The organism is Mycobacterium sp. MOTT36Y, from assembly GCF_000262165.1.
Classification (GTDB): Bacteria; Actinomycetota; Actinomycetes; order Mycobacteriales; family Mycobacteriaceae; genus Mycobacterium; species Mycobacterium intracellulare.
The window spans coordinates 4,591,280-4,617,035 of record NC_017904.1; the positions used below are offsets into that span (position 1 = coordinate 4,591,280).

A 25,756-nucleotide genomic window follows, 5' to 3' on the forward strand; every position below is an offset into this window, starting at 1 on the left:
GGCTCACGAGTGGGCGGCGGACCGGCGGGTCGACTGCACGACGCCCCCGACCCGTTCGACGAGGACAGCCATCTCGTAGCCGATCTGACCGATGTCGCACGACGTCGCGGCGAGGGTCGCGAGATGCGAGCCATCCCCGACGCGCATCAACAGCAGGTACCCGTTGGCCATCTCGACGACCGACTGCAGCACCTGCCCGCCCTCGAACAGCTGCGCGGCACCGGTCGCCAGGCTGGCCAGCCCGGAGGCGACGGCGGCCAGCTGGTCGGCGCGTTCCCTGGGCAGGTGCTCGCTGGCGGCGATGGGCAGCCCGTCGACGGACACCAGCAGCGCGTGCGCGACGCCGGGGACCTCGCGGGCGAACCTGGTCACCAGCCAGTCCAGTGAGTTGTCGGGGGAGGTCATTGTTGGTCGGGTCCTTGCTCCGTGTCACGGGCATGCGAGCGTCCGCTGCGCACACCGCCGAAATGGTTGCTGAACGAGGCGCGCACCGCCTCGGGGTCGCGGGTGACGGCCGCGTGCTGCGGCTCACGGTGCGATCTGCCGTTCTGGCCGTGCTCGGGCTCGTCCCGTTCGGCCAGACCCGTTCCGTTGGCGCCGCCGGGCACCAGCCGGGCGCCGGGCGTGCGGACCGGCAGGCCGTGGTCGGTGGTGTGCGCTTCGACGGGCTTGTCCTCGGCGGCCGCCGCCAGCGTCCAGCCGCGGTCCCAGACCGACTGCCAGTCCAGGTCGGGGCTGTTGACCAGGTCGTGCGGGTCGCCCAGCATCTCCGAGAGCATCCGCCGGTAGATGACGTCATCGTCGGTCGCCGGGTCGGCGGGCTTGTCTTGCCGGGGTTCGCGGGGCCGGGCGGCGAAGAAGGCCGAGGTGTCCGATGCCGCCCGCACCGGCGGAGGCGGCGCCGGCTCGGGCGCGGGCTCCGGCGCGGGCTTGGCCTGCGGTGGTGGCTCCGGTGCGGCCTCGGGCTGGCCGGGCCTGGCGGCCGGCGCGGCCTGGGGCGCGTTTTCCCACCAGGGAGTCGCGAGCTCGCGGCGCCGCCGCGGGGGCGGTGGTTCGGCGGGCGGGGCAGGGACGTCGGTGATGCCGCTGGAACCCGGGTTGCGGCGCGGCAGCAGGGTGACCGACGGCCCGGGCGCGGGCGGGGCGTTGCGCGCCGCCGGCTCGCGCGCGCCGTCGTGCCGCCGCGCGTCATCGGCGGGCGGGGGCGCGGCGATCGCGCTGGCGAGTTTGGCGCTCGGAGACGACACCGCCCGAATGTGCCGGGGCGCAGCCGATTCCGCGGCTGCCAGGCCGGTGAGCACCGTCGGCGGCAGGTAGATCTCGGCGGTGGTGCCCGAACCCTTCTCGTTGGCCGCGGGGCCGCGCAGCCCCACCCGGATGCCATGCCGGCCCGCGATCCGACCCACCACGAACAGCCCCATGTGCCGCGCGTTGTCGGGGCTGACGTCGCCGCCGGACTGCAGGCGCATGTTGGCGATGCGGCGGTCGGCGTCGTTCATCCCCAGACCGGAGTCGGCGATCCGCACCACGACCCCGCCTTGAGAATCTGAGCCGCTCCGCGACGCCGAGACCCGCACCGACGTCGTCGGCGGCGAGTAGCGCAGGGCGTTGTCGATCAGCTCGGCGAACAGGTGGATGGCGCCGCCCGCGGCCGCGCCCACCAGCGCGCACTCGGGCAGCCCGGCGATCTCGACGCGGCGATAGTCCTCGACTTCGGACACCGCGGCGCTGATCACCGTCGCCAGCGGCACCGGGTCGCGCTGGTCGCGCGCAAGCTGCGCGCCGGCCAGCACCAGCAGGTTGGCGCTGTTGCGGCGCAGCCGGGCCGCCAGGTGGTCCAGCCGGAACAGGCTGTCGAGGCGTTCGGGATTCTCCTCGTTGCGCTCCAGCCGGTCGATGAGCGCCAGCTGCTGGTCGACCAGCGACCGGCTGCGCCGCGACATGGTCTCGAACATGTCGTTGACCAGCAGCCGCAACCGCGCCTCGTCGCCGGCCAGCAGCAGGGCCTGGGTGTGCAGTTCGTCGACGGCGTGGGCGACCTGACCGATCTCCTCGGTCGTGTAGACCGGCAGCGGCGTCGGAATCGGTTCGGCCCCACCGGCTTTCACCCGGGCGACCTCCTCCTCGAGATCGGTGTGGGCGACCTTGAGCGCGCCGTCGCGCAGGATGCGCAGCGGCCGCACCAACGCGCGCGCCACCAGCAGCACCACGACCAGAGCGATGACGATCGCCGCCAGCACCAACACGGTGTCGACGATCGCGGCGCCGCGCCGGTCTGCGGCCTGGGCGTGCACCGCCTTGGTCACCGAGGCGGTGACGTTCTTGATGACCTGGTCGGCGATGTCGTCGGTGGCTTGGACGGACCGCAGCAGGTCCGCGTTGTCGACGAGCACGCTGGCCGGGTCGGACATGATCGCCATCCGGGCCACCATCTGCTGTTGCAGCGTCTTGGCCTCGGGCGACCCGGCCCCGAGCACTTCGCTCATGCCGAACAGCGTCGACGGTTCGGTGCCCGCCAGGGTGGCCATCGAGGTGCGCAGCTGCGGCTCGGGCAGTTCGGCCCCGCGGGTGATGAGGATCTTCTGCATCGTCATCTGCCCGCGCGCGCCGACCGCCCGGCTCAAGCCCTGGGCCTGGGCGCGGATGTGCTCGTCGTCGACCCGCACCGAGGCGTTGATGACGTCTTCGGCCGTCAACAGGATCGGCGCGTACAGGGTCACCCGCTCCCGCAGACCGAGGCCGCTGTCCGACGCCTTGCTCACCAGCATCTGGCCGGCGTCGAGCAGCGTGTTGACGCCCGATCGGACATCGTCGGTGACGTCGGTGTCGGCCAGCCGGCCCTGCAGTTCGCCTTTGCGGGCCTCGTAGTTCTTTTTGGCGCCCTCGACGTCGCGCCCGGCGGAGCCGGCCTGCAGCGCGACGTCCAGGGCCGACATGTATTTGGTGATCACCGGGACCACGTCGGCGCGGGTGGCGGCCAGTTTCAGGCGCGCCGCGCTGTCCATCGCGGTGTGGATGCGAAGCACACCGAAAACCGTCACCAAGATCAGCGGCACCAGCACGATCGCCAGCACCTTCCAGCCGACCGGCCAGTTGCTCAGCGACCAGGCGGGCGGGCGTTTGGCCGCCGCGTCGGCGCCGGGAACCGGTGCGGGCGGGGCGGCATCCGCCTCGGCCGGGTCGGCCGGGCGGGCGAACATGGTCACGTCATCGCGGCCGCATGACCGGCCGCCGCGCTGACCCTGAGCGCTGAACAAAACGAGAGGCTCATGAAACTTCCTGCTTTATTTCCACCCGCCCCGCGCCAGATAGGCGCGCGCGTGTAAGTGTGGCAATCCGACGAGTATGACAGCCCGCGGCCCAGCCCACCAGGATCGTTACTGAGCAGACAGGTCCCTCCAAGGTGGCGCCGCGCGCCCGCGGTCGGCCCTGGCAAACACCGATCCCGCGAAAACGCTAGGCGGGGCGAAGGATTGCGACCAAAAAGTCGGAGTCGTCGGTGAACGGCCGCAGATCCCAGGTGGACAGCAGCACGTCGATCGCGAATCCCGCGTCGACCGCGTCGTTCAGAAACACGTCGAAGTCGTAGTCGCGCCCGGCGCCGAAGCCGATCGCCGCGCGGCCGTCGCCGGCGACGTGGGCGCGCAGCCGGCTCAGCACTCGGACCCGGGTGCTGGGCGCCAGAAACGTCATGACGTTGCCGGCGGAGACGATGACGTCGAACGGGTCGGCGATGCCGCGCGCGGGCAGGTCGAGCTCGGCGAGGTCGCCGACCAGCCAGCGCGGGCCCGGATGGTCCTGTTCGGCCGCGGCGATGAGCGCGGGGTCGACGTCCACGCCGACCACCCGGTGGCCGGCGCCGGCCAGGTAGCCGCCCAACCGGCCGGGCCCGCAGCCGGCGTCGAGGATGCGGGCGCCGCGGGGGGCCATGGCGTCCACGAAGCGGGCCTCGCCGGCCAGGTCGTCACCCGCGCGGGCCATGGCGCGGAATCGCTCGATATACCAATGCGAATGCCCGGGATCGGCAGCGACCTTCTGCATCCAAATGCTCTGCTCGACCATGCGACCATTATCGCGTTGTGTTCAAGCTGATGTTCTACTCCCCGCGCATCGCCCCCAACACGGGCAACGCCATCCGCACGGCGGCGGCGACGGGTTGCGAATTGCATCTGGTCGAGCCGATGGGCTTCGACCTGTCCGAACCCAAGCTGCGACGGGCGGGGCTGGACTACCACGACCTGGCTTCGGTCACCGTGCACGCCTCGTTGGCGGCGGCCTGGGACGCGCTGTCGCCCGAGCGGGTGTTCGCGTTCACCTCGCACGCGCCCACCTCCTTCGCGCAGGTGCGCTACCGCGCGGGCGACGTGCTGATGTTCGGCCCCGAGCCCACCGGGCTGGACGCGGCGACGCTGGCCGACCCGCACATCACCGGGCAGGTCCGCATCCCGATGCTGGCGGGCCGGCGCTCGCTGAACCTGTCCAACGCCGCGGCGGTCGCCGTCTACGAGGCGTGGCGGCAGCACGAGTACGCCGGGGCGCGATGAGTGTTGGACCGCACGTGGGTCAGCATTGATATGGCTACCTTCATCACCATCGGTTACGGAGACGAAGCCGGGTACAACCGCGCGAGCGACGACTGCAAGCGGGCCGCGCACGCGCGCGACGGCGAATTGCGTGCGGCCGGTGCCCTCATCGGGACCGCCGGGCGCCCCGTTCAGGTGCGTAATCCGGACAGCGCCGGCGTGCGGATCGAGCCCGGGCCCTATCTGCATTCGGCGTTGCCGATCGCCGGGTTCGCGGTCTTGGAGGCCGAGAATCTCGACGCGGCGATCGAGCGGGTGAGCCAGACCCCGTGTGCCGTCGCGCACGGGGTTGTCGAGGTGTGGCCGCTGATGTCCTGGCCGACCTAGCTCTCTACCAGCTGTTCCAGTGCGTGACCTGCTCGGCGGGCAACCGCTTGGCCGGGCGGAAGTCGGTGCCCTTGGTGTAGGCGATCGGGAACAGGCCGCCCTGGCTGTAACGGTCGCGCGGGATGCCCACGATGTCGGCGACCTGTTGCTCGCCGTCGCGCAGCAGGTGCAGCGTCGTCCAGCACGACCCCAGTCCCCGCGAGCGCAGCGCCAGGCAGAAGCTCCAGACCGCCGGGAACAGCGACGCCCAGAACGACACCCCACCCAACGGCGACTTGTCCGGGCGGCCCTCGAGGCAGGGGATCAACAGCACCGGCGCGGAGTGCATGTGCTCGGCGAGGTAGGTGGCGGAATCGCGGACCGCGCCCATCCGCTCGCCACGGGTGTCCCCGTCGGGGTACGCGGCCCCCGGGGCGCTGAGGTAGCCGCGGGCGTTGGCCAGGTAGACGTCGGCGATCGCCTTCTTCTTCTCGGCGTCCTCGACGAACACCCATTGCCAGCCCTGCGCGTTGGAGCCGGTGGGCGCCTGCAGCGCGAGTTCGAGGCATTCCCTCAGCACGTCGCGGCTGACCGGCTTGTCGAAGTCGAGGCGCTTGCGGACCGAGCGGGTGGTGGTGAGGACTTCGTCGACGGACAGGTTGAGGGTCATGGGTGGAGCCTACCGACTGCCGCGAAAGTGCAACTAGCGACACATTTCTCGAGTAACACCGTCAGCAGTTGCACTCTCGCGGCACCTCACCGGAAGTCGCGCGATTTCGAGCCGACCGCCAGGGTGATGCGGCCCAACCGCTCCGCGACGACGGTGATCGCGCCGGTGGCGTTTTGGACCTGCCCGCGCACCAGCAGCGCCGGCGCCGAGTTCGCCAGCTTGCGATGCCGCGCCCACACCCCCGGCGCGCAGAGCACGTTGACCATCCCGGTCTCGTCCTCCAGGTTCAGGAACGTCACCCCCTGGGCCGTGCCGGGGCGCTGCCGGTGGGTCACCGCCCCGGCGATCAGCACGCGGTCGCCGTCGGGCACCGATCCCAGCTTCTCGGCGGGCACCACCCCCATCGCGTCCAGGTCTTCCCGCAGGAACTGCGTCGGGTAACTGTCCGGGGAGATGCCGGTGGCCCACACGTCGGCGGCGGCCAGTTCCAGCTCACTCATCCCCGGCAACGCCGGGACGTGCGAGGACGAGCCCACCCCGGGCAAGCGGCCCGGCCGCTGGGTGGCGGCCGCCCCGGCCGCCCACAGACCCTCGCGCCGGGACATGCCGAAGCAGGCAAAAGCCCCGGCGGTGGCCAGCGCCTCGGTCTGCGGCACGCTCAATTGCAGCCGCGACGTCACATCCAGCAGGGAGGCGAAGGGCCCGTTGGCTTTTCGCTCCTCGACCAGTTGCTCGGCCAGGTCGTCGCCGATATGGCGGACCGCACCCAGACCGAGCCGGACGGCGTTTCCTGAGTCTTCCAGGGTGGCGTGCGCCAGGCTGGCGTTGACGTCCGGGCCGTGCACGGTCACGCCGTGCCGGCGCGCATCGGCCACCAGCGACTGCGGCGAGTAGAAACCCATCGGCTGGGCGCGCAGCAGCGCGGCGCAGAACGCCGCCGGGTGGTGCAGCTTGAACCACGACGAGTAGAAGACCAGCGACGCGAAGCTCAGCGCGTGGCTTTCCGGGAAACCGAAATTGGCGAATGCCTCCAGCTTTTCGTAGGTCCGGTCGATCACCTCGTCGGGCGCGCCGTGCAGCGCGCGCATGCCCTCGTAGAACCGGCCGCGCAGCCGTCGCATGCGTTCGGTGGAGCGCTTGGATCCCATGGCGCGGCGCAGCTGATCGGCCTCGGCGGCGGAAAACCCGGCGCAGTCGACCGCGAGCTGCATCAGCTGCTCCTGAAAAAGCGGCACCCCCAGCGTCTTTCGCAGCGCCGGTTCCATGGACGGGTGGTCGTAGACCACCGGGTCCTCGCCGTTGCGCCGCCGGATGTAGGGGTGCACCGACCCGCCCTGGATCGGGCCGGGGCGGATCAGCGCGACCTCCACCACCAGGTCGTAGAACACCCGCGGCTTCAGCCGCGGCAGCGTGGCCATCTGCGCGCGCGACTCCACCTGGAACACGCCGACGGAATCGGCGCGGGCCAGCATCTCGTACACCGCCGGCTCGGAGAGGTCCAGGCGGGCCAGGTCCACCTCGATCCCCTTGTGCTCGGCCACCAGGTCGATGGCGTAGTGCAGCGCCGAGAGCATGCCCAGCCCGAGCAGGTCGAACTTCACCAAACCGATTGCCGCGCAGTCGTCTTTGTCCCATTGCAGGACGCTGCGGTTCTCCATCCGCGCCCACTCCACCGGGCACACGTCGGCGATCGGGCGGTCGCAGATCACCATGCCGCCGGAGTGAATGCCCATGTGCCGCGGCAGGTTCCGGATCTGGTTCGCCAGGTCGATCACCGGCTCGGGGATGTCCTCTGGAACATCCAAATCCGGCGAGCCTCCTGCCAATCCACCCCAGTGGCTGATCTGCTTGCTCCACGCGTCCTGCTGGCCCTGCGAGAAGCCCAGGGCGCGGGCCATGTCGCGCACCGCGATCTTTCCCCGGTAGGTGATGACGTTGGCGACCTGGGCGGCGTAGTCCCGGCCGTATTTGTCGTAGACGTACTGGATGACCTTTTCGCGCTGGTCGGACTCGATGTCCATGTCGATGTCGGGCGGCCCGTCGCGGGCCGGCGACAGAAAGCGCTCGAACAGCAGCTCGTTGGCCACCGGGTCGACGGCGGTGACGCCGAGGGCGTAGCAGACCGCGGAGTTGGCCGCCGATCCCCTGCCCTGGCACAGGATGTTGTTGTCCCGGCAGAACCGGGCGATGTCGTGCACCACCAGGAAGTAGCCCGGAAACCGCAGCTGGGCAATGACTTTGAGCTCGTGCTCGATCTGGGAGTACGCGCGCGGTGCGCTCGGACCGTAGCGGTCACGCGCGCCGGCCATGGTCAGCTGCCGCAGCCAGCTGTCCTCGGTGTGCCCGTCGGGCACGTCGAACGGCGGCAGCTGGGGCGCGATGAGCGCCAGCCCGAACGCGCACTGCTCGCCCAGTTCGGCGGCCGCGGTCACCACGTCGGGGGCCCCAGCGAACAGCCGGGCCATCTCCGCGCCGGAGCGCAGGTGCGAACCGCCCAGCGGGGCCAGCCATCCGGCGGCGCAGTCCAGGGACTCCCGGGCCCGGATGGCGCCCATCGCCATGGCCAGCCGGCGCCGCGACGGCCCCGCGAAATGCGCGCCGGTGGTGGCGACGACGCCGACCCCGAAGCGCGGGGCCAGCGCGGCCAGCGCCGCGTTGCGTTCGTCGTCGAGCGGTTGCCCGTGATGGGTCAACTCGACGCTGACCCTTTGCGCGCCGAACCGGTCCACCAGGTCGGCCAGCGCCCGCTCGGCGGCGTCCGGACCCCCGTCGGAAAGCGCTTGGCGCACATGGCCTTTGCGGCACCCGGTCAGGATGTGCCAGTGCCCGCCGGCGGCCTCGGTCAGCGCGTCGAAATCGTAACGGGGCTTGCCCTTCTCGCCGCCGGCCAGGTGCGCCGCGGCCAGCTGCCGCGACAGCCGCCGGTAGCCCTCGGGGCCGCGGGCCAGCACCAGCAGGTGCGGGCCGGCCGGGTCCGGCCGCTCGGTGCGGGCCTCGCCGCCCAGCGACAGTTCGGCGCCGAACACGGTACGCATGTCGAGCTCGGCGGCCGCCTCGGCGAACCGCACCGCCCCGTACAGGCCGTCGTGGTCGGTGAGCGCCAGGGCGCGCAGGCCCAGCCGGGCCGCCTCCTCCACCATTTCCTCGGGCGTGCTCGCCCCGTCCAGGAAGCTGAACGCCGAATGCGCATGCAGTTCGGCATACGGGAGGCAGGTGTGGGTCGGGCGCGTGTCCCCCGGCGGCCGGTACGTGGCGCGCTTGCGCGACAGGGGGGCATCCTCGGGAAGGCCCGCCGGCTCACCGGCACGGCGCGGCTTGCTGTCGAGCACCCGCTCCATTTCCGCCCAGCTCGGCGGCCCGTTGAACCAGCCCACACCCGCAGTCTATCGAAAATATGTTCGATGGAGGTCGTCGTGAGAGGGTTGGCACATGCCGGTCATCATCGACCCGCGCCGCCACGACGCGGTGCTGTTCGACCTGGAAACCGACCTCGGCTCAACGCTGGCCGCGCGGCTGCGTGACGTCGGGGTGGGCACCGCCGTCGTCCCCGCGGACGGCCCGGCGCGGGCGGCCGCGGACCTGAAGGTGCGCCCGGGCCGCGCCGTCGTGGTCTCCGGGGCGACGGCCGGCGTCGAGGCCGCCCGCGCCGCGGGATTCGCGTCGGTGATCGGCGTCGGGCCGGCCGGGAGCGCCGGCGCGCTGCGTGACGCCGGGGCCGACGCCGTGGTCAGCGACCTCGGCGAGGTCGACGTGCGCACCGGGGACCTTCGGATGTCGCAACTGCCGGATGCGATGGCGGCCCTGACCGACACCGCCGATGGCCTGGCCGACCGGCGGCCGGCCGTGTTCTTCGACTTCGACGGCACGCTCTCGGACATCGTCGACGACCCCGACGCCGCGCGGCCCGTCGCCGGGGCCACCGAGGCGCTGGCGAAGCTGGCCGCCGGCTGTCCGGTCGCGGTGCTGTCCGGCCGCGATCTCGCCGATGTGACGAATCGCGTTGGCGTGCCGGACATTTGGTATGCGGGCAGTCACGGTTTCGAGCTGACCGCGCCCGACGGGACACACCATCAGAACGACGCCGCGGCCGCGGCCATCCCGGTGCTCGAGCAGGCGGCGGCCCGGCTGCGCGACCAGCTCGGCGGAATCCCCGGAGTGGTGGTGGAGCACAAGCGATTCGGCGTCGCCGTGCACTACCGCAACGCCGAACGCGACCGCGTCGGTGAGGTGCTGGCCGCGGTGCGCGCGGCGGGGCGCCGCGACACGCTCCGGGTGACCACCGGGCGCGAGGTCATCGAGCTGCGCCCGGATCTGGACTGGGACAAGGGAAAAACGCTGCGCTGGGTGATCGATCACCTGCACCGGGCCGGGTCGGGATCACTCACGCCGGTCTACCTCGGCGACGACATCACCGACGAGGACGCGTTCGACGCGGTACACGACGATGGCGTTCCGATCCTGGTGCGGCACAGCGACGATGGCGACCGCGCCACCGCGGCGCTGTTCGCGCTGGACAACCCCGCGCGGGCCGCGGCGTTCACCGACCGGCTGGCCGATCAGCTCGAAGCCTAGTCAGGCGTATTCCACCGCGCCGTCGTCGAGCACCACGCGAACCCCGGAACCCTCGGCGCCGGACGCCTCGGTGCGAAACACCGCCTTGCCCTCCCCGGTGCGCCAGATCAGCGTGGTCAGCGTCTCACCGGGGAACACCGGCGAGGTGAACCGCGAGGCGATCGAGGTGATGTTGGCCGCGACGCCCCCGCCGAGCTCGGCCACCAGCGCGCGACCCGACACCCCGTAGGTGCACAGCCCGTGCAGGATCGGCTTGGGGAACCCGGCGAGCTCGCGGGCGAACCACGGGTCGCTGTGCAGCGGGTTGCGGTCGCCGGACAGCCGGTAGATCAGCGCCTGGTCCTCGCGGGTGGGCAGCGCGATCCGCGCGTCGGGCTCACGGTCCGGGAACTCCGGCGCGACCGGCCGCTGGCCCGGCATCCCCCCGAAGCCGCCCTCGCCGCGGATGACCAGGGTGGTGAGCGTCTCGGCGATCAGCTGCCCCGAGTCCGGGTCGGTGCCCCGGCCGCGCAACACGAGGATCGCGTTCTTGCCCTCACCCTTGTCCTGGATGTCGGCGACCTCGGACACCACCGAGAGCTTGCCCGCGGGCGGCAGCGGCGCGTGCAGCCGGATGCTCTGCGATCCGTGTAACAGCATGGCCCAGTTGAACTTTCCGACCAGGCCCGCCGCGCCGAAGGCCGGGCAGCAGATCACCGCGTAGGTGGGCAGCACCTGCTGGTCGATGTCGTGGCTGTTCTCGGTGGTGAACGCCAGGTCGTCGATCCCGGCGCCGACACCGAGCGCATAGAGCAGCGTGTCCCGGTCGGTCCATTCGAAGGGCATGGGTTCGGTCACCGCGCCGACGGCACTCGGGTCAATCGCCATCAGGGCCTCCTTTTCCAGAAATCGATAGCTTTTCCGCACGTAACCATCGCAAACCCTTCCCACCGAAGCCGTCGGCAGGGCAGGCTATCTCCCATGCCCAAGCGCAGCTGGTTCCGGAAGGCCTCGGTGGCGGTCGCCGCCCTCACCGCAACGGTAATCGTCGCCGGCTGCGGCGGCGGCTCGCCGCAGGCGCGGTCGATCACGGTGACGTTCGTCCGGCACGCCCAGTCGGAGGCCAACGCCGCCGGCACCATCGACACCGACGTGCCGGGCCCGGGTCTGACCCCGGAGGGCAAGGGGCAGGCCGAACAGATCGCGCACCAACTCGGCCGCAAGGACTACGACAGCGTCTACGCCTCCACGATGACCCGGACGCAGCAAACCGCCGCGCCGCTGGCCGCCGAACTCGGCAAGCAGGTCGAGATCCTGCCCGGCATCCAGGAGATCAACGCCGGCTGGTACAACGGCAAACCCGAGTCGATGGCGAAGTCGACCTACCTGGTGGCCCCGGCGAACTGGATCAAGGGCGACGTGTCCTACAGCATCCCCGGCTCGATCAACGGAAAAGAGTTCAACGACCAGTTCACCGCGGCCGTCAACAAGGTCTACAACAGCGGCCACCGCAACCCGGTGGTGTTCTCGCACGCCAACTCGATCATGGTGTGGACGCTGATGAACACCCGCAACGGCAAGGAAAGCCTGATGAACACCCACCCGTTGCCCAACACCGGCCGCGTGGTGATCACCGGCAACCCGATGACCGGCTGGACGCTGGTCGACTGGGACGGGATCCGCGACTTCCACAGCTAGTCGGCAGATCGGCAGTTGACGTGGGCGGCTGCCGACGCCACCATGTCCTCATGCGGTATGTCGTTACCGGCGGTACCGGGTTTATCGGTCGCCGCGTCGTGTCTCGTCTTCTTCAATCCCGGCCCGACGCGCAGGTGTGGGTGCTGGTGCGACGGCGGTCGCTGGGCCGCTTCGAACGGCTCGCGGCGGCGTGGGGTGATCAGTGGGGCGATCGGGTCAAACCGCTGGTCGCCGAGCTGCCGGAGCTGGACCTGAGCGACGAGGTCCTCGCCGAGCTGGGCGAGATCGACCACGTGGTGCACTGCGCGGCGATCTACGACATCACCGCCGGCGAGTCCGAGCAGCGCGCCGCCAATGTCGAGGGCACCCGCGCGGTGATCACCCTGGCGCAGCGCCTCGGCGCGACGATGCACCATGTCTCGTCGATCGCCGTGGCGGGTGACTTCCGCGGCGAATACACCGAGGACGACTTCGACGTCGGCCAGCGACTGCCGACGCCCTATCACCAGACCAAGTTCGAGGCCGAACTGCTGGTGCGTTCGACGCCCGGCCTGCGCCATCGCATCTACCGCCCGGCGGTGGTCGTGGGCGATTCGCGCACCGGCGAGATGGACAAGGTCGACGGGCCGTACTACTTCTTCGGCGTGCTGGCCAAGTTGGCCGTCCTGCCGTCGCTGACCCCCATCCTGCTGCCCGACACCGGCCGCACCAACATCGTCCCTGTCGACTACGTCGTCGACGCGCTGGTCGCGCTGGCGCACGCCGACGGTCGTGACGGGCAGACGTTCCACCTCACCGCCGAGAAGACGATCGGCCTGCGCGGCATCTACCGCGGCGTGGCCAAGGCGGCCGGGCTGCCGCCGCTGCGCGGGTCGCTGCCCCGCTCGGTGGCCGCCCCCGTCCTCAACGTGCGCGGCCGGGCCAGGGTGCTGCGCAACATGGCGGCCACCCAGCTGGGCATCCCCGCCGAGGTGTTCGACCTCGTCGACCTGCCGCCCACCTTCGTCAGCGAGAAGACCCGAAACGCCTTGCGGGACTACGGGATACGGGTTCCCGAGTTCTCCTCCTACGCGCCCAAGCTGTGGCGGTACTGGGCGGAACACCTCGATCCGGACCGCGCGCGCCGCGACGATCCGCGAGGACCGTTGCACGGCCGGCACGTCATCATCACCGGCGCCTCCAGCGGCATCGGCCGGGCCTCGGCGATCGCGATCGCCGAGCGCGGCGCCACCGTGTTCGCGCTGGCCCGCAACGGCGCCGCGCTGGATGAGCTGGTCGCCGAGATCCGCGCCAATGGCGGTGCCGCCCATGCCTTTACCTGTGACGTCACCGATTCCGCGTCGGTGGAGCACACCGTCAAAGACATCCTGGGGCGCTTCGACCACGTCGATTACCTGGTGAACAACGCCGGCCGCTCGATCCGCCGCTCGGTGGTCAACTCCACCGACCGGCTACACGACTACGAGCGGGTGATGGCGGTCAACTACTTCGGCGCGGTGCGAATGGTGCTGGCGCTGCTGCCGCATTGGCGCGAGCGGCGATTCGGCCATGTCGTCAACGTGTCGAGCGCCGGCGTGCAGGCACGCAACCCCAAATACAGCTCCTACCTGCCGACCAAGGCCGCGCTGGACGCGTTCTCCGACGTGGTCGGATCCGAGGTGCTGTCCGATCACATCACCTTCACCAACATCCACATGCCGCTGGTGCGCACCCCCATGATCGTGCCGTCGCACCGGCTCAACCCGGTCCGGGCGATCAGTCCCGAACGCGCGGCGGCGATGGTGGTGCGCGGGCTGGTGGACAAGCCCGCGCGCATCGACACCCCGCTGGGCACGCTCGCCGAGGCCGGAAATTACTTCGTCCCCAGGACTTCTCGGCGCATCCTGCACCAGCTCTATCTCGGCTATCCCGACTCGGCCGCGGCGCGCGGGCTGGCACCCGCCGCCCAAGCGCCGCCGCCGGCCGTGCGCCGCAAGCCCAACCGGCCCGTCCGCGCCGTCACCGGCGGCCTGCGCACGCCGCGGGGCGTCAAGCGGCTGGTGCGCCGGGTGCCCGGCGTGCACTGGTGATCACTTCTGCAACGTGAACTGGTTGACGTCGACGTAGCCCACCCGAAAGGCGTCGGCGCAGCCGGTCAGATATTTCATGTACCGCTCGTAGACTTCCTCGGACTGCACCGCGATGGCCTGCTCCTTGTGGGCTTGCAGCGCGGCGGCCCAGATGTCGAGGGTCTTCGCGTAGTGCGGCTGCAGCGACTGGATGCGGCTCACGGTGAAGCCGTTCGCGGTGGCGCGCTCCTGCACCATCGGTATCGACGGTAACCGCCCACCCGGAAAGATCTCGGTGACAATGAATTTGATGAACCGAGCGAATTCGAACGACAGCGGCATGCCGCGTTCGGCCATCTCGGTCGGGTGCAGACCGGTGATGGTGTGCAGCAGCATGACCCCGTCGTCGGGCAGCAGGTTATGCGCCATGGTGAAGAACGCGTCGTAGCGCTCGTGCCCGAAGTGCTCGAAGGCGCCGATGCTGACGATCCGGTCGACCGGCTCGTCGAACTCCTCCCAGCCCTGCAGCAGGATCCGGGCGGAACGGCGGCTCTTCGACTGCGCGATCAGCCGATCGACGTGCTCGGCTTGGTTGCGGCTCAGGGTGAGGCCGACAACGTTGACGTCGTATTTCTCCACGGCGCGCATCATGGTGGCGCCCCAGCCGCAGCCGACGTCGAGCAACGTCATGCCCGGCTGCAGCCCGAGTTTGCCGAGGGCGAGGTCGATCTTGGCGATCTGCGCTTCCTCCAGCGTCATGTCGTCGCGCTCGAAGTAGGCGCAGCTGTACGTCTGGGTCGGGTCGAGGAACAGCCGGAAGAAGTCGTCCGACAAGTCGTAGTGGGCCTGCACGTCGTCGAAGTGCGGCGTTAACTCAGTGCCCTCCGGGGGCTCCGACGTTGTGGGCATCAGCTCAGCCTAATAGCCGTGATGGCTATGTTGTAGACAATGAACGCTCCCGTTTTCGTCGACGTCGACACCGGCGTGGATGACGCGCTGGCCCTGATCTACCTGTTCGCCAGCCCGGACGCCGAGGTGATCGGCATCGCCTCGACCGGTGGAAACGTCGGCGTGGAGCAGGTTTGCGAAAACAATCTCGGCCTGCTGCGGCTGTGCGAGGTCACCGGCATACCGGTTTCGAGAGGCTCCGATGAAACCCTGACCGGACCGATGTGTTTGCCGTCAAAAGTCCACGGCCCCAGGGGATTAGGCTACGCCGAGCTGCCCCCGGGTGGGGACGGGCTCACCGACTACGACTCGGCGGACGCGTGGGTGCGGGCTGCGAAGGCCCACCCCGGGGAGCTGATCGGCGTGGCGACCGGCCCGTTGACCAATCTGGCGCTGGCGCTGCGCGCCGAACCCGCCCTGCCGTCGCTGCTGCGCCGGCTGGTGATCATGGGGGGTTCCTATGACCACCGGGGCAACACCACCGCGGTCGCGGAATGGAACATCAGCGTGGACCCGGAGGCCGCGGCCGAGGTGCTGGCGGCCTGGGGCAAGGAAACCGTTGGGCGCCAACGGCTTCCGATCCTGTGCGGGCTGGACTTGACCCGTAAGGTCGCGATGACACCGGAGCACCTGGCCCGGCTGGCGGCCACCGCCGGGTCGACGACCACGCCGCTGAGCGAACACGACGAACGCGCAACCCGGTCCACGGCGTCCAACCCCCTGATCAGGGTGATCGAGGACGCGACCCGGTTCTACCTGGAGGCCTACCACGACCTCGGCCACGGGTATCAAGCACACATGCACGATCCGGTCGCCGCCGCCATCGCGCTGGATCCGGGGCTCGTGACGACCCGGCCGGCGACGGTGGACATCGAACTGACCGGGACCCTGACCCGCGCCATGACGGTGACCGACTGGTCGGGTCGTCGAGAACCCAACGCGCTCATCGGGATTGACCTCAAGGGTGGGACCGCAGCGGCGTTCTTCGATCGGTTCATCGAGCGGGTGGGCCCCTTCGCGCGCCGGTTAGCCGATACCCCATGAAGTTTCGTGCCATCGAGCTGATCCGGGCGGGGTGGGGCGGCGTGCTGCTGGCCGCCCCCGCCGAGGTGCTGAGCCACATCCACGGGGTACGGGTCGACCGCAAGGCGATCGTCGTCACCCGGATCCTGGGCGCTCGCCATCTGGTCCAGGCGGCGTTGTCGGGGGTCGACCCCGGGCCGGAGGAGCTGGCGGCCGGGGTCTGGGTCGACACGGTGCACTCGGCGACCGCGCTCGGCCTGGCCCTCGTCGACCGGCGCCGGGCCCGCGGCGGGGTGACCGACGCCGTGGTCGCGGCGTCGTGGGCGGGCCTGGGGTGGCGCCACCTGCGCACCGGCCAGGCCAGGACCGGCGCTCTGCGCGGCCGCGACCGGCTGGCCCGCGCCGTTCTGCGGGCGTTGCCGGGCGGCCGCGCCCTGGTGGCGCAGGCGCAGGCGGTACGCGCCGATTAACGCCACGCCCTTGACGTCAGGGACAATGAGGGTTTGTGTTGGCATGATTTGGTGGGATGAGTGGGGCTCGGCGTCAATTCGTTAGCAGCTCTCATCAAATGAAAGGTTTCGGAAGTCATGGCGGAGCTGGTTACGGGGAAAACGCTGCCGAACGTGGTCGTCACGGGCATTGCCATGACGACCGCACTGGCGACCGACGCCGAGGCCACGTGGAAGCTGTTGCTGGACAGGCAAAGTGGTATCCGCAAACTCGAGGACTCGTTCGTCGAGGAGTTTGACCTGCCGGTGCGCATCGGCGGTCATCTGCTCGAGGATTTCGACGGCGGACTCACCCGCGCCGAACGCCACCGGATGGGCTACCTGCAGATGATGTCGACCGTCCTGGGCCGGCGGGTCTGGGAGAACGCCGGCTCGCCCGAGGTCGACAGCAACCGGCTGATGGTATCCGTCGGCACGGGTTTGGGCTCGGCGGAGCAAATCGTGTTCAGCTACGACGACCTGCGCGCCCGCGGGATGAAGGGTGTCTCCCCGCTGGCGGTGTCCAAGTACATGCCCAACGGGGCCGCCGCGGCGGTGGGCCTGGAGCGGCACGCCAAGGCCGGGGTCATCACCCCGGTGTCGGCGTGCGCGTCGGGTTCCGAGGGCGTCGCCCAGGCGTGGCGCAACATCGTCTTCGGGGAGGCCGACATCGCGATCTGCGGTGGCGTGGAGGTCAGGATCGAGGCCGTCGCGATCGCGGCGTTCGCGCAGATGCGGATCGTGATGTCCACGAAGAACGACGACCCCGTCGGCGCGTGCCGCCCGTTCGACCGCGACCGGACCGGCTTCGTGTTCGGCGAGGCCGGCGCCCTGATGGTGATCGAGACCGAGGAGCACGCCAAGGCCCGCGGGGCCAACATCTTGGCCCGCATCATGGGCGCCAGCATCACCTCCGACGGCTACCACATGGTGGCCCCCGACCCCAACGGCGAACGCGCCGGGCACGCCATGACCCGCGCCATCCAGCTCGCCGGCCTGTCCCCCAGCGACATCCACCACGTCAACGCCCACGCCACCGGCACCTCGGTCGGCGACGTCGCCGAGGGCAGGGCCATCAACAACGCCCTGGGCCCCCACGGCGGCAACGCCGCCGTCTACGCCCCCAAGGCCGCCCTGGGCCACTCCGTGGGCGCCGTGGGCGCCGTCGAATCGATCCTGACCGTGCTCGCGCTGCGCGACCAGGTCGTTCCCCCGACGCTGAACCTGGAAAACCTCGACCCCGAGATCGACCTCGACGTGGTGGCCGGCAAACCCCGCCCCGGCAACTACGAGTACGCGATCAACAACTCGTTCGGATTCGGCGGACACAACGTGGCGACCGTCTTCGGACGCTACTGACGCGCGCATAGCGAAGCGCCGTCCGCGGCGGACCCGTGGGCGGCGCAACGCCTGGCCCCCAATACCTTTCGTCGGCCGCGCTGACCCCGCCCTTCGGGCGCCCGCTGGGGTGCGACGCGGCGCACCCGATAACCGCGACGACCCGCCCGTTTGACCTCCGCTGCGGAGGGTAAGCAACCGATCGTGGCCGCCTGCAACCGTTGCCACTGGCACACCCGTCGGTGGACGGTCGATGGCGTTGATCCGGTTGATCCACACAGCCGAAGGAATCGAACGGCGAGCTGGCCGCTGGCCGGACCGGAGGAGGGATCATGCCGAAAACCGCAGACTTCATCGTCGATCGCCTGCGCCAATGGGGCATCCACCGAATATTCGGCTATCCCGGCGACGGGATCCTGTCGATGCTCGGCGCGCTGGATCGGGCCGGCGGCGACCCGGAGCTGATCCAGCCCCGTCACGAGGAGATGGCCGCGTTCATGGCGACCGGGCACGCCAAGTTCACCGGCGAGATCGGTTGTTGCCTGGCCACGTCCGGCGGCGGCACGATCCACCTGCTCAACGGCCTCTATGACGCGAAGCTGGACCACCACCCCGTCGTCGCCATCATCGGTCAGCAGAAACGGATGTCGCTGGGCGCGGCGTTCCAGCAGGAGATCGACCCGCTGTCGCTGTACAAGGACGTCTCGTCGGACTTCGTGCAGATCTGCATGGCGCCCGAGCAGGCGCGGCAACTCGTCGACCGGGCGTGCAAGGTGGCGCTGAACAACCGCACGGTGGCGACGATCATCCTGCCCGAGGATGTGGGCGAGTCCGAGGCGGTCCCCTCGCCGCCCCGGATGCACGGCGCGGTCTACACCAGCGTCGGCTGGACCAAGCCCAGGGTGATTCCGCCGCAATCCGAGCTGGAGAAGGCGGCGCAGATCCTCAACGAGGGCAAGAAGGTGGCGATGGTCGTCGGGCAGGGCGCCGCCGAGGCCGTCGACGAAGTCATCCAGGCCGCCGAACTGCTCGGCGCCGGCGTGGCCAAGACCTCGCTGGGACGCGCCGTGCTGGCCGACGACCTGCCGTACGTCACCGGACCGATCGGGCTGCTGGGTTCGACCGCCAGCCACGCCATGATGTCCGACGCCGACACCCTGTTCTTCGTCGGCACCAGCTTCCCCTACGCCGAATGGCTGCCCGAGGAAGGCCAGTGCCGCGGGGTCGAGATCAACCTCGACGGCCGGATGATCGGGACCAGGTACCCGATGGAGGCCAACCTGGTCGGGGACTCCAAAAACACGCTGCGCGAACTAGTTCCGCTGCTGCAGCGCAAGGACGACAGGTCATGGCGAGACCGGATCGAAAAGGAGGTCTCCGAGTGGTGGGCGGTGCTCGACAAGCGGGCGCACGACAAGGCCGATCCGCTCAACCCCGAGCTGGTGGCCCACGAGCTGTCAAAACGACTGCCCGACAACGCCATCCTGACCACCGACGCCGGTTCGGTGGCCAACTGGTGGGCCCGGCACCTCAAGATGCGCCCGGGCATGGCGGCGTCGCTGGCCGGAAACCTGGCGACCATGGGGCCGGGGACGCCGTATGCGATCGCCGCCAAGTTCGCGCATCCGGGCCGTCCGGTGATCGCGCTGGTCGGCGACGGAGTGTTCCAGATGAACGGGCTGGCCGAGATGATCACCGTCAAGCGCTACAAGGATCGGCTCTCCGACGGACCGCTGATCTTCTGCGTCTTCAACAACGAAGACCTCAACCAGGTGACCTGGGAGCAGCGCGCGATGGGTGGCGAGCCGAAATTCGAAGGCTCGCAATATATTCCGGATGTTCCCTACGCCGAGTTCGCCAAGCTGCTCGGGCTGACCGGCATCCGCTGCGACGATCCGAAAAAGATCGGCGAGGCCTGGGACCAGGCGCTGGCGGCCAGCGGTCCGGTGGTGCTGGAGGTGGTCGTCGACAAGGACATCCCGCCGGTCCCGCCGCACATCAAGAAGATGATGGCGAAGAAGACCGCCAAGGCCGTCGTCAAGGATCCCGACCGGGTGAGCATCGCCAAGAAGGGCGCCAAGCAGAAGATGCACGAGTTCACCGAATCCATCAAGAGCGTCGGCGGTAGGGGCGACAACGAATGAGCCTGCTCAAGGCCGATCAGTCGCGGACCATCCCGGCCCGCCCCGATACGCGCTTCGTCGCCGGGATGGCCACCGTCGACAAGGTCAACGTCACCGGCCTGGAAAAACAGCTGCGCCGCCACGTCAGCGGCGAAGTGCGGTTCGACACGGCCACGTTGGCGATGTACGCCAACGACGCGTCGAACTTCCGGCAGGTTCCGATCGGGGTCGTGGTTCCCAAGACGATCGAGGACGTGGTGCAGACGGTTCGGGCCTGCCACGCCTACCACGCCCCGGTGCTGTGCCGTGGCGGCGGCACAAGCCTGTCCGGGGAAACCGTCAATGTGGCGGTGGTGATCGACTTTTCGAAGTACCTCACCGACATCATCGACATCGACGCGCCGCGCCGGCTGGCTACCGTGCAGACCGGGGTGATCAACGAACAGCTCAACAAGGCCACCGGCGAGCACGGGTTGGTGTTCGGCCCCGACCCGTCGTCGCATTCGCGGTGCACCCTGGGCGGCAACATCGGCAACAACTCCTGCGGGGTGCATTCGGTCCAATCGCGCTTCTACGGCCCGGGGCCCCGCACCTCCGACAACACCCACGCGCTCGACATCGTCACCTACGACGGCGCCCGGTTCACCGTCGGCGTCAACGAGGAGAAGGACCTCGACGCCATCATCGCCGCCGGCGGCCGCAAGGGCGAAATCTATGCCGCGCTACGGGATTTGCGTAACGAGTACGCCGACGACATCCGCAAGGGGTACGCCGACGTCGAAGAGGTGCCCCGGCGGGTGTCCGGCTACAACCTCGACGAGCTGCTGCCCGAGCGAGGGTTTAACGTCGCCCGCGCCCTGGTCGGCACCGAAAGCACCTGCGCGGTGGCCCTGACCGCGACGGTGATGCTCACCCCGGCCATGTTGCACCGCACGGTGGTGGTGGTGGAGTTCGACTCGCTCGGGGCGGCGGGCGACCTCGCGCCGGAAATGATGGAGTGGAAGCCGATCGGGCTCGAGGCCGTCGACCACATGCTCGTGCACGACCAGGAACTCACCGGAACCAATGCCGCCGGCCGGGCCGCGTTGCCGCGCCCGGATTCCCAAGGCGCCTGGCTGATGATCCAGTTCGGCTCCGACGAGCCGCACGAATCACTCGATCGAGCAGAGGAATTCGTTCGCTGGCTGAAGAAGAAGAAGCACGTCGAGGACGACCGCATCGTGCTGGCCCGCAGCAAGCAGGACGGCGGGAACAGCGCCGAGCTGTGGGCGATCCGCGAAGCGGGGCTGGGCTCGACGGCGTTCCCGGTGGACAGCGGCAATCACTGGCCGGGGTGGGAGGACTCCGCGGTCCCCTGGCGGCGGGTCGGTGACTACGTGCGTGATCTACAGCAGCTGTACGCCAAACACAACCTGCGCGGCGCCATGTACGGCCACCTCGGGGAGGGCTGCATCCACTCGCGGGTCGGGTTCGACCTGCGTCACAAGGACGGTCTTGTCAACTACCGCAACTTCATGGAGGAGGCCGGTGACCTGGTCGCGTCCTACGGCGGGTCGATGTCCGGCGAGCACGGCGACGGCCAGCAGCGCGCCGAGTTGCTGCACAAGCAGTACGGTCCGCGGCTGATGGAGGCCATGCGCAAGTTCAAGCTGATCTGGGATCCCGAGTGGAAGATGAACCCCGGCAAGGTGATCGACCCGTACCGGTTCGACGAAAACCTCAAGCTGGGCACGGATTACAATCCCCCGCGGCCGCAGGTGAAGTTCGCCTACGCCGAGGACCACGGCGACTTCTCGCATGCCGCGTTGCGCTGCGTCGGGGTCGGCAAGTGCAGGGTGCCCGAGGCGCAGGACACCATGTGCCCGAGCTACCAGGTGACCAGGGAGGAGAAACACTCCACGCGGGGCCGGGCGCGGCTGCTGTTCGAGATGCTGCGCGGCGAGGTGATCACCGATGGCTGGCAGTCGGACGAGGTCGCCGACGCGCTGGACCTGTGCCTGGCCTGCAAGGGCTGCACCAGCGACTGCCCGGTCGAGGTGGACATCCCTACCTACAAGGCGGAATTCCTCTACCACCACTTCCGGTCGCTGCGCCGCTGGCGGCCGCGGTATGCGTACGCGTTCGGGTTCATCGACCGGGCCGCGCGGTTGGCCAGTGCCATCCCCGAGGTGGCGAACTTCGCCACCCAGACGCCGGTGCTCTCCCGAATCGCCAAGGCGGTGGGCGGAATCGACCGCCGGCGGCCGCTGCCCACCTTCGCGCCGATGACGCTGCAACAATGGTTCTCAAAGCGCCCCGTCGTCAACCCCACGGGGCCGCGGGTGATCCTGTTCCCCGACACCTTCAACAACCGCCTGCACACCGACGTCGGGGTGGCCTGCGTGGAGGCGATCGAGGCGGCCGGCTGGCGCGTCGTCATGCCCACCGGCCACATTTGTTGCGGCCGCCCCCTGTATGACTACGGCTTTCTCGACGTCGCCGAACACTATCTACACGACGTGTTACGCCAGCTGCGCAGCGAAATACGCGCCGGCACACCGATTGTCGGCATGGAGCCGAGCTGCCTGGCCGTCTTCAAGGACGAGCTCAAGAAGCTGCTGCCGCACGACGACGACGCGGACCGCTTGGCGCGCAACAGCTATCACTTTGCACAGTTCTTCACCGAGTTCGACCTCGGGCTGCCCAAGGTGTCCTCCAACGGGTCGGCCGCCCGGGCGCTGCTGTGGGGCCACTGCCACCAGCGGGCCACCGGCGGTGTCGACGCAGACCAGCAGGTGCTGCAGAAGATGGGCATCGACGTGCAGCCGGTCTCCGGCGGCTGTTGCGGGCTGGCCGGCTCGTGGGGTTTCGAGCAGGGCAAGTACCAACTCTCGCTGGACTGCGGCGAACAGGCGCTGCTGCCGGCGATCCGACAGAACTCAGATGCCCTGGTCGTGGCCAACGGATTCTCCTGCCAGACGCAGATCCGCGACTCCGGGACGGCGAACGCGCTGCACCTGGGCCAGATCATGGCCATGGCGAACACCTCGGCCGACATCGGTTCCACGTCGCCGCCGGCCCGGCCAGAGCCCGACTCACGAACGCGCGCCACTCGGATCGCCGTGCCGGTGGCCGCGGCGAGTGCGGCCGCGCTGGCCGGTGCGGCCGTGGCGCGACAGCTCTGGACGACGCGGGGCGCGAGGGGCGCTTAGGGTCCGGCACGGGGGGGGCTTAAGCCGTTTGGTGCACGGGGTGCGGGGTACTGGACCGACTATGGCCTTCGCCGACTATCAAAAAGAGCTGTACGACCAGTCGCTGCACGGAAACCAGCCGCAGTACCCGATCAGGTTCGAGGACCTGGAGAAAAAGGCGGCGGCGGCGATGACACCGAAGGTGCTGCAGTACGTCGCGGGCGGCGCCGGTGACGAGCACACCCAGCGCGCCAACTGCGCGGCCTTCAAACGGTGGGGGCTGTACCCGCGGATGGGGATCGCCCCCGAGGAGCGCGACATGTCCGTCGAGCTGTTCGGCATGAGGTTTCCGTCTCCGATCTTCATGGCGCCCATCGGCGTCATCGGGGTGTGCGACCCGGATGGCCACGGGGACATGCTCTGCGCCCGGGCCTCGGTCCGCACCGGCGTCCCGTTCTTCGTGGGCACGCTCACCTCCGACCCGATGGAAGATATCGCCGCCGAACTGGGCGATACCCCGGCGTTCTTCCAGCTGTACACGCCGCCGGACCGCAAGATGGCCACCAGCCTGGTGCGCCGCGCCGAGGCGGCCGGCTTCAAGGCCATCGCGGTCACCCTGGACACCTGGGTCACCGGCTGGCGGCCCCGCGACCTCAGCGGGGGAAACTACCCCCAGGTGCCCAGCGGGTGCCTGGCCAACTACACCAGCGATCCCGTTTTTCGCTCCCGCTTGAGCCGGGACGAAGACGCCACCGAGGCGGCGGTGCGCAAGCTGCCCATTTTCGGCGGCCCGTTCCGGTGGGACGACCTGGAGTGGCTGCGGGCGGAGACCGACCTGCCGCTGATGGTCAAGGGCATCTGCCACCCCGACGACGTTCGCCGCGCCAAAGACATTGGCGTAGACGGCATTTACTGCTCCAACCACGGCGGCCGGCAAGCCAACGGGGGGCTGCCCTGCCTGGATTGCCTGCCCGACGTGCTCGAGGCGGCCGACGGGCTGCCCGTGCTGTTCGACTCGGGCGTGCGCAGCGGGGCCGACATCATCAAGGCGCTCGCGCTGGGGGCGACCGCCGTCGGGATCGGCCGCCCCTACGCCTACGGGCTGGCCCTCGGGGGCGTCGAGGGCATCGTGCACGTGCTGCGCTCACTGCTGGCCGAAGCGGACCTGATCATGGCCGTCGACGGATACCCCTCGCTCAAGGACCTGACCCCGGAGGCGCTGCGGCCCACCTACTCGTAGCTGCCCTCGAGGTACCAGCGCCGCTGGCGATAGCACAACAGCAACGCACGCTCGCTTTCCAGCAGGATCTGGGCGCGGGCGGTGCGGCCCGACCCTTGACCGGCCGCACCGCCCGCGGGCCGGTCGTCCCACCACCGCTCGTCGACCGGCCAGGGGCCGGCCCACCAGCACAGCCGCTCGTCTCGGCCCTGGCTGATCATGCGGGCGGGGTCGGCGGAGAACAGCCCGCGGTTGGTCACCCGTATCGGGTTCCCTTGGGCGTCAAGCAATTCCACCGGATCGTCCAGCAGCACCGCCGGTGACGGCTCGGGCAGCCGGCCGGGCCACGGCAGATCGGGATCGGCCCGCGGCACCGGCTCGTCGCCCAGCGGGATCAGCGTGATGCGCTCGGCCGGCCCGCGACCACCGGACAGCACCGGCACTCGCACCGCCTCCGGGCCGAGCAACCCCTGCACCCGCACCAGCGCCCGGCGGGCCCGCAGCCTGTCCTCCTCCCCCAGCCCACCCCAGAGCGGCAACTGCAGCGCCTCGGCGGATACCACCTCCACCGCCTGCAGTCGCAACAGCGTCACCGCGGCGGTGGGCCGTGGATCGCGCGCGGTGCGATTGCTCAGCCACCCGTCGAGCTGCCAGCGCACCCGGTCGGCGGTGGCGTCCTCGGTCAACGGCTCGGCGCACCGCCACACCCGATGGCGTTCTTCGCCGTTGGCGGTGACGGCGTGAATGGCCAGCCGGGTGCATCCCACGCCGGCGGCCATCAGCGCCTGATGCAGCGTTCCGGCCAGCGAGCGCCCGGCGAACGCCGCGGCGTCGACCCGGTCGATCGGCGGATCGCAGTCCAGCACGGCCTCGAGCTCGGCCGGCGGCTCCCGCCCGGAGGGCGGCCGTTCGGGCTCGCCGCGGGCCAATCGGTGCGCGGTCACCCCGTCGGCGCCGAACCGGGAGGCCACGTCGCTGCGCGACAGCGCGGCGAACTGCCCGATGGTGCGAATCCCCATCCGCCACAACAGGTCCGTCAGCTCTTCCCGGCCCGGACCGGACAGGCTCGGCTCGGTGGCGAGTTGGCGGATGGACAGCACCGACAAAAACCTCGCGTCGCCTCCCGGCTCGACGACACGGCCCGCCCGCGCCGCGAAGACCGCGGTGGACAACTGGTCGGCGATCCCGACCTGACACTCGGCGCCGGCGGCGGCCACGGCATCGATCAGTCGTTCGGCGACGACGGTCTCGGACCCGAAATAGCGGGCCGCCCCGCGCACCGGCAACACCAGGAGCCCGGGCCGCAGCACCTCGGCGCGGGGCACCAGGTCATCCACCGCCGCGATCACCGCTTCGAAGAAGCGGGCGTCGCGGTCCGCGTCGGCGGTGGTGACATGCAGCTGCGGGCACCGGGCCGCCGCCTCCCGGCGTCGCAGCCCCCGGCGCACCCCCACCGCGCGGGCGGCCGACGAACAGGCGACCACCCGGTTGGCCAGCGTGACCGCGACCGGGACGGTCGCGGACAGATCCGCGGCCGCCGCCGCCGCGACCGCGGGCCAATCCATGCACCAGATTGCCAAAACCCTTGAAC

19 protein-coding genes are annotated in these 25,756 nt (G+C 70.0%); 11 read left to right on the top strand and 8 right to left on the bottom strand.

Features of this window, described 5'->3' with window-relative positions; all coding sequences use genetic code 11:
* Positions 1 to 3: 3 nt before the first annotated feature.
* The 3 genes from W7S_RS20905 to W7S_RS20915 all read right to left on the bottom strand — a co-directional run bounded on the left by W7S_RS20905 (position 4) and on the right by W7S_RS20915 (position 4,062).
* Entirely contained in the window at positions 4 to 405 is a 402-nt protein-coding gene (locus W7S_RS20905; RefSeq protein WP_014712299.1) for a serine protease inhibitor, read from the bottom strand.
* Complete coding sequence (locus W7S_RS20910; protein ID WP_014712300.1) at positions 402 to 3,200, bottom strand: ATP-binding protein; 2,799 nt, start codon at positions 3,198 to 3,200, stop codon at positions 402 to 404. The genes W7S_RS20905 and W7S_RS20910 overlap by 4 nt, the downstream gene beginning before the upstream one ends.
* A 256-nt stretch (positions 3,201 to 3,456) precedes the next feature.
* Entirely contained in the window at positions 3,457 to 4,062 is a 606-nt protein-coding gene (locus W7S_RS20915) for a bifunctional 2-polyprenyl-6-hydroxyphenol methylase/3-demethylubiquinol 3-O-methyltransferase UbiG (protein WP_008260070.1), read from the bottom strand.
* A 17-nt stretch (positions 4,063 to 4,079) separates the two neighbouring features.
* Between W7S_RS20915 and W7S_RS20920 the strand changes: the two genes are divergently transcribed.
* Together W7S_RS20920 and W7S_RS20925 are read left to right on the top strand one after the other, a co-directional pair.
* Positions 4,080 to 4,544: a tRNA (cytidine(34)-2'-O)-methyltransferase gene (locus W7S_RS20920; protein WP_014712301.1), complete on the top strand. Its 465-nt coding sequence runs from the start codon at positions 4,080 to 4,082 to the stop codon at positions 4,542 to 4,544.
* Positions 4,545 to 4,574: 30 nt separating this feature from the next.
* Positions 4,575 to 4,910 carry a YciI family protein gene (locus tag W7S_RS20925; RefSeq protein ID WP_050989394.1) on the top strand — a complete coding sequence of 112 codons (336 nt, stop codon included), beginning with the start codon at positions 4,575 to 4,577 and terminating at the stop codon, positions 4,908 to 4,910.
* Between the two features lie 4 nt (positions 4,911 to 4,914).
* Here the strand turns inward: W7S_RS20925 and W7S_RS20930 are convergent, their stop codons facing one another.
* Together W7S_RS20930 and W7S_RS20935 are read right to left on the bottom strand one after the other, a co-directional pair.
* Positions 4,915 to 5,559 (bottom strand): nitroreductase family protein, encoded by a 645-nt coding sequence (locus W7S_RS20930; protein ID WP_008260076.1) that lies wholly within the window; start codon positions 5,557 to 5,559, stop codon positions 4,915 to 4,917.
* Between the two features lie 86 nt (positions 5,560 to 5,645).
* Entirely contained in the window at positions 5,646 to 8,933 is a 3,288-nt protein-coding gene (locus tag W7S_RS20935) for an error-prone DNA polymerase (RefSeq protein ID WP_008260077.1), read from the bottom strand.
* A 55-nt stretch (positions 8,934 to 8,988) separates the two neighbouring features.
* On the opposite strand from W7S_RS20935, the gene otsB reads away from it, so the two are divergent.
* Positions 8,989 to 10,131: a trehalose-phosphatase gene (gene otsB / locus W7S_RS20940; protein ID WP_008260078.1), complete on the top strand. Its 1,143-nt coding sequence runs from the start codon at positions 8,989 to 8,991 to the stop codon at positions 10,129 to 10,131.
* Here the strand turns inward: otsB and W7S_RS20945 are convergent, their stop codons facing one another.
* Positions 10,132 to 10,998, bottom strand: coding sequence for a MaoC family dehydratase (locus W7S_RS20945; RefSeq protein WP_008260079.1), 867 nt, complete (start codon positions 10,996 to 10,998; stop codon positions 10,132 to 10,134).
* 93 nt (positions 10,999 to 11,091) lie between these two features.
* Here W7S_RS20945 and W7S_RS20950 point away from each other — a divergent pair, with 93 nt between their 5' ends.
* Together W7S_RS20950 and W7S_RS20955 are read left to right on the top strand one after the other, a co-directional pair.
* Positions 11,092 to 11,808: a histidine phosphatase family protein gene (locus W7S_RS20950; protein WP_008260081.1), complete on the top strand. Its 717-nt coding sequence runs from the start codon at positions 11,092 to 11,094 to the stop codon at positions 11,806 to 11,808.
* Between the two features lie 50 nt (positions 11,809 to 11,858).
* Positions 11,859 to 13,877 carry an SDR family oxidoreductase gene (locus tag W7S_RS20955; RefSeq protein ID WP_008260087.1) on the top strand — a complete coding sequence of 673 codons (2,019 nt, stop codon included), beginning with the start codon at positions 11,859 to 11,861 and terminating at the stop codon, positions 13,875 to 13,877.
* On the opposite strand, the gene cmaA1 is transcribed toward W7S_RS20955, so the two are convergent.
* Positions 13,878 to 14,765, bottom strand: a complete 888-nt coding sequence (cmaA1, locus tag W7S_RS20960) for a cyclopropane mycolic acid synthase CmaA1 (RefSeq protein ID WP_014712303.1) — start codon at positions 14,763 to 14,765, stop codon at positions 13,878 to 13,880.
* A 39-nt stretch (positions 14,766 to 14,804) separates the two neighbouring features.
* Here cmaA1 and W7S_RS20965 point away from each other — a divergent pair, with 39 nt between their 5' ends.
* From W7S_RS20965 to W7S_RS20990, 6 genes are all read left to right on the top strand, one after another.
* Complete coding sequence (locus W7S_RS20965) at positions 14,805 to 15,848, top strand: nucleoside hydrolase (RefSeq protein WP_008260091.1); 1,044 nt, start codon at positions 14,805 to 14,807, stop codon at positions 15,846 to 15,848.
* Positions 15,845 to 16,297: a hypothetical protein gene (locus tag W7S_RS20970; protein ID WP_008260093.1), complete on the top strand. Its 453-nt coding sequence runs from the start codon at positions 15,845 to 15,847 to the stop codon at positions 16,295 to 16,297. The genes W7S_RS20965 and W7S_RS20970 overlap by 4 nt, the downstream gene beginning before the upstream one ends.
* A 117-nt stretch (positions 16,298 to 16,414) precedes the next feature.
* The gene (gene kasB / locus W7S_RS20975) at positions 16,415 to 17,674 is read left to right on the top strand and encodes a 3-oxoacyl-ACP synthase KasB (RefSeq protein WP_008260105.1); all 1,260 of its coding nucleotides are present in this window, start codon (positions 16,415 to 16,417) and stop codon (positions 17,672 to 17,674) included.
* Positions 17,675 to 17,985: 311 nt separating this feature from the next.
* Positions 17,986 to 19,797 carry a thiamine pyrophosphate-requiring protein gene (locus W7S_RS20980; RefSeq protein ID WP_008260106.1) on the top strand — a complete coding sequence of 604 codons (1,812 nt, stop codon included), beginning with the start codon at positions 17,986 to 17,988 and terminating at the stop codon, positions 19,795 to 19,797.
* Complete coding sequence (locus W7S_RS20985; protein ID WP_014712304.1) at positions 19,794 to 22,967, top strand: FAD-binding and (Fe-S)-binding domain-containing protein; 3,174 nt, start codon at positions 19,794 to 19,796, stop codon at positions 22,965 to 22,967. The genes W7S_RS20980 and W7S_RS20985 overlap by 4 nt, the downstream gene beginning before the upstream one ends.
* 61 nt (positions 22,968 to 23,028) lie before the next feature.
* The gene (locus tag W7S_RS20990) at positions 23,029 to 24,186 is read left to right on the top strand and encodes an alpha-hydroxy-acid oxidizing protein (protein WP_014712305.1); all 1,158 of its coding nucleotides are present in this window, start codon (positions 23,029 to 23,031) and stop codon (positions 24,184 to 24,186) included.
* Here W7S_RS20990 and W7S_RS20995 read toward each other — a convergent pair.
* Positions 24,177 to 25,730, bottom strand: coding sequence for a DNA polymerase Y family protein (locus W7S_RS20995; RefSeq protein WP_008260110.1), 1,554 nt, complete (start codon positions 25,728 to 25,730; stop codon positions 24,177 to 24,179). The genes W7S_RS20990 and W7S_RS20995 overlap by 10 nt on opposite strands.
* Between the last annotated feature and the right edge of the window lie 26 nt (positions 25,731 to 25,756).

Excerpts from the sequence above, each read along its gene's own strand:
- W7S_RS20930 (WP_008260076.1), bottom strand. The coding sequence starts at position 5,559 with ATGACCCTCAACCTGTCCGTCGACGAAGTCCTCACCACCACCCGCTCG.
- W7S_RS20905 (WP_014712299.1), bottom strand. The coding sequence starts at position 405 with ATGACCTCCCCCGACAACTCACTGGACTGGCTGGTGACCAGGTTCGCC.
- otsB (WP_008260078.1), top strand. The coding sequence starts at position 8,989 with ATGCCGGTCATCATCGACCCGCGCCGCCACGACGCGGTGCTGTTCGAC.
- W7S_RS20910 (WP_014712300.1), bottom strand. The coding sequence starts at position 3,200 with ATGTTCGCCCGCCCGGCCGACCCGGCCGAGGCGGATGCCGCCCCGCCC.
- W7S_RS20955 (WP_008260087.1), top strand. The coding sequence starts at position 11,859 with ATGCGGTATGTCGTTACCGGCGGTACCGGGTTTATCGGTCGCCGCGTC.
- W7S_RS20985 (WP_014712304.1), top strand. The coding sequence starts at position 19,794 with ATGAGCCTGCTCAAGGCCGATCAGTCGCGGACCATCCCGGCCCGCCCC.
- W7S_RS20995 (WP_008260110.1), bottom strand. The coding sequence starts at position 25,730 with ATGGATTGGCCCGCGGTCGCGGCGGCGGCGGCCGCGGATCTGTCCGCG.
- W7S_RS20945 (WP_008260079.1), bottom strand. The coding sequence starts at position 10,998 with ATGGCGATTGACCCGAGTGCCGTCGGCGCGGTGACCGAACCCATGCCC.
- W7S_RS20990 (WP_014712305.1), top strand. The coding sequence starts at position 23,029 with ATGGCCTTCGCCGACTATCAAAAAGAGCTGTACGACCAGTCGCTGCAC.
- kasB (WP_008260105.1), top strand. The coding sequence starts at position 16,415 with ATGGCGGAGCTGGTTACGGGGAAAACGCTGCCGAACGTGGTCGTCACG.
- W7S_RS20950 (WP_008260081.1), top strand. The coding sequence starts at position 11,092 with ATGCCCAAGCGCAGCTGGTTCCGGAAGGCCTCGGTGGCGGTCGCCGCC.
- W7S_RS20980 (WP_008260106.1), top strand. The coding sequence starts at position 17,986 with ATGCCGAAAACCGCAGACTTCATCGTCGATCGCCTGCGCCAATGGGGC.
- W7S_RS20915 (WP_008260070.1), bottom strand. The coding sequence starts at position 4,062 with ATGGTCGAGCAGAGCATTTGGATGCAGAAGGTCGCTGCCGATCCCGGG.
- W7S_RS20970 (WP_008260093.1), top strand. The coding sequence starts at position 15,845 with ATGAAGTTTCGTGCCATCGAGCTGATCCGGGCGGGGTGGGGCGGCGTG.
- W7S_RS20965 (WP_008260091.1), top strand. The coding sequence starts at position 14,805 with ATGAACGCTCCCGTTTTCGTCGACGTCGACACCGGCGTGGATGACGCG.
- cmaA1 (WP_014712303.1), bottom strand. The coding sequence starts at position 14,765 with ATGCCCACAACGTCGGAGCCCCCGGAGGGCACTGAGTTAACGCCGCAC.
- W7S_RS20925 (WP_050989394.1), top strand. The coding sequence starts at position 4,575 with ATGGCTACCTTCATCACCATCGGTTACGGAGACGAAGCCGGGTACAAC.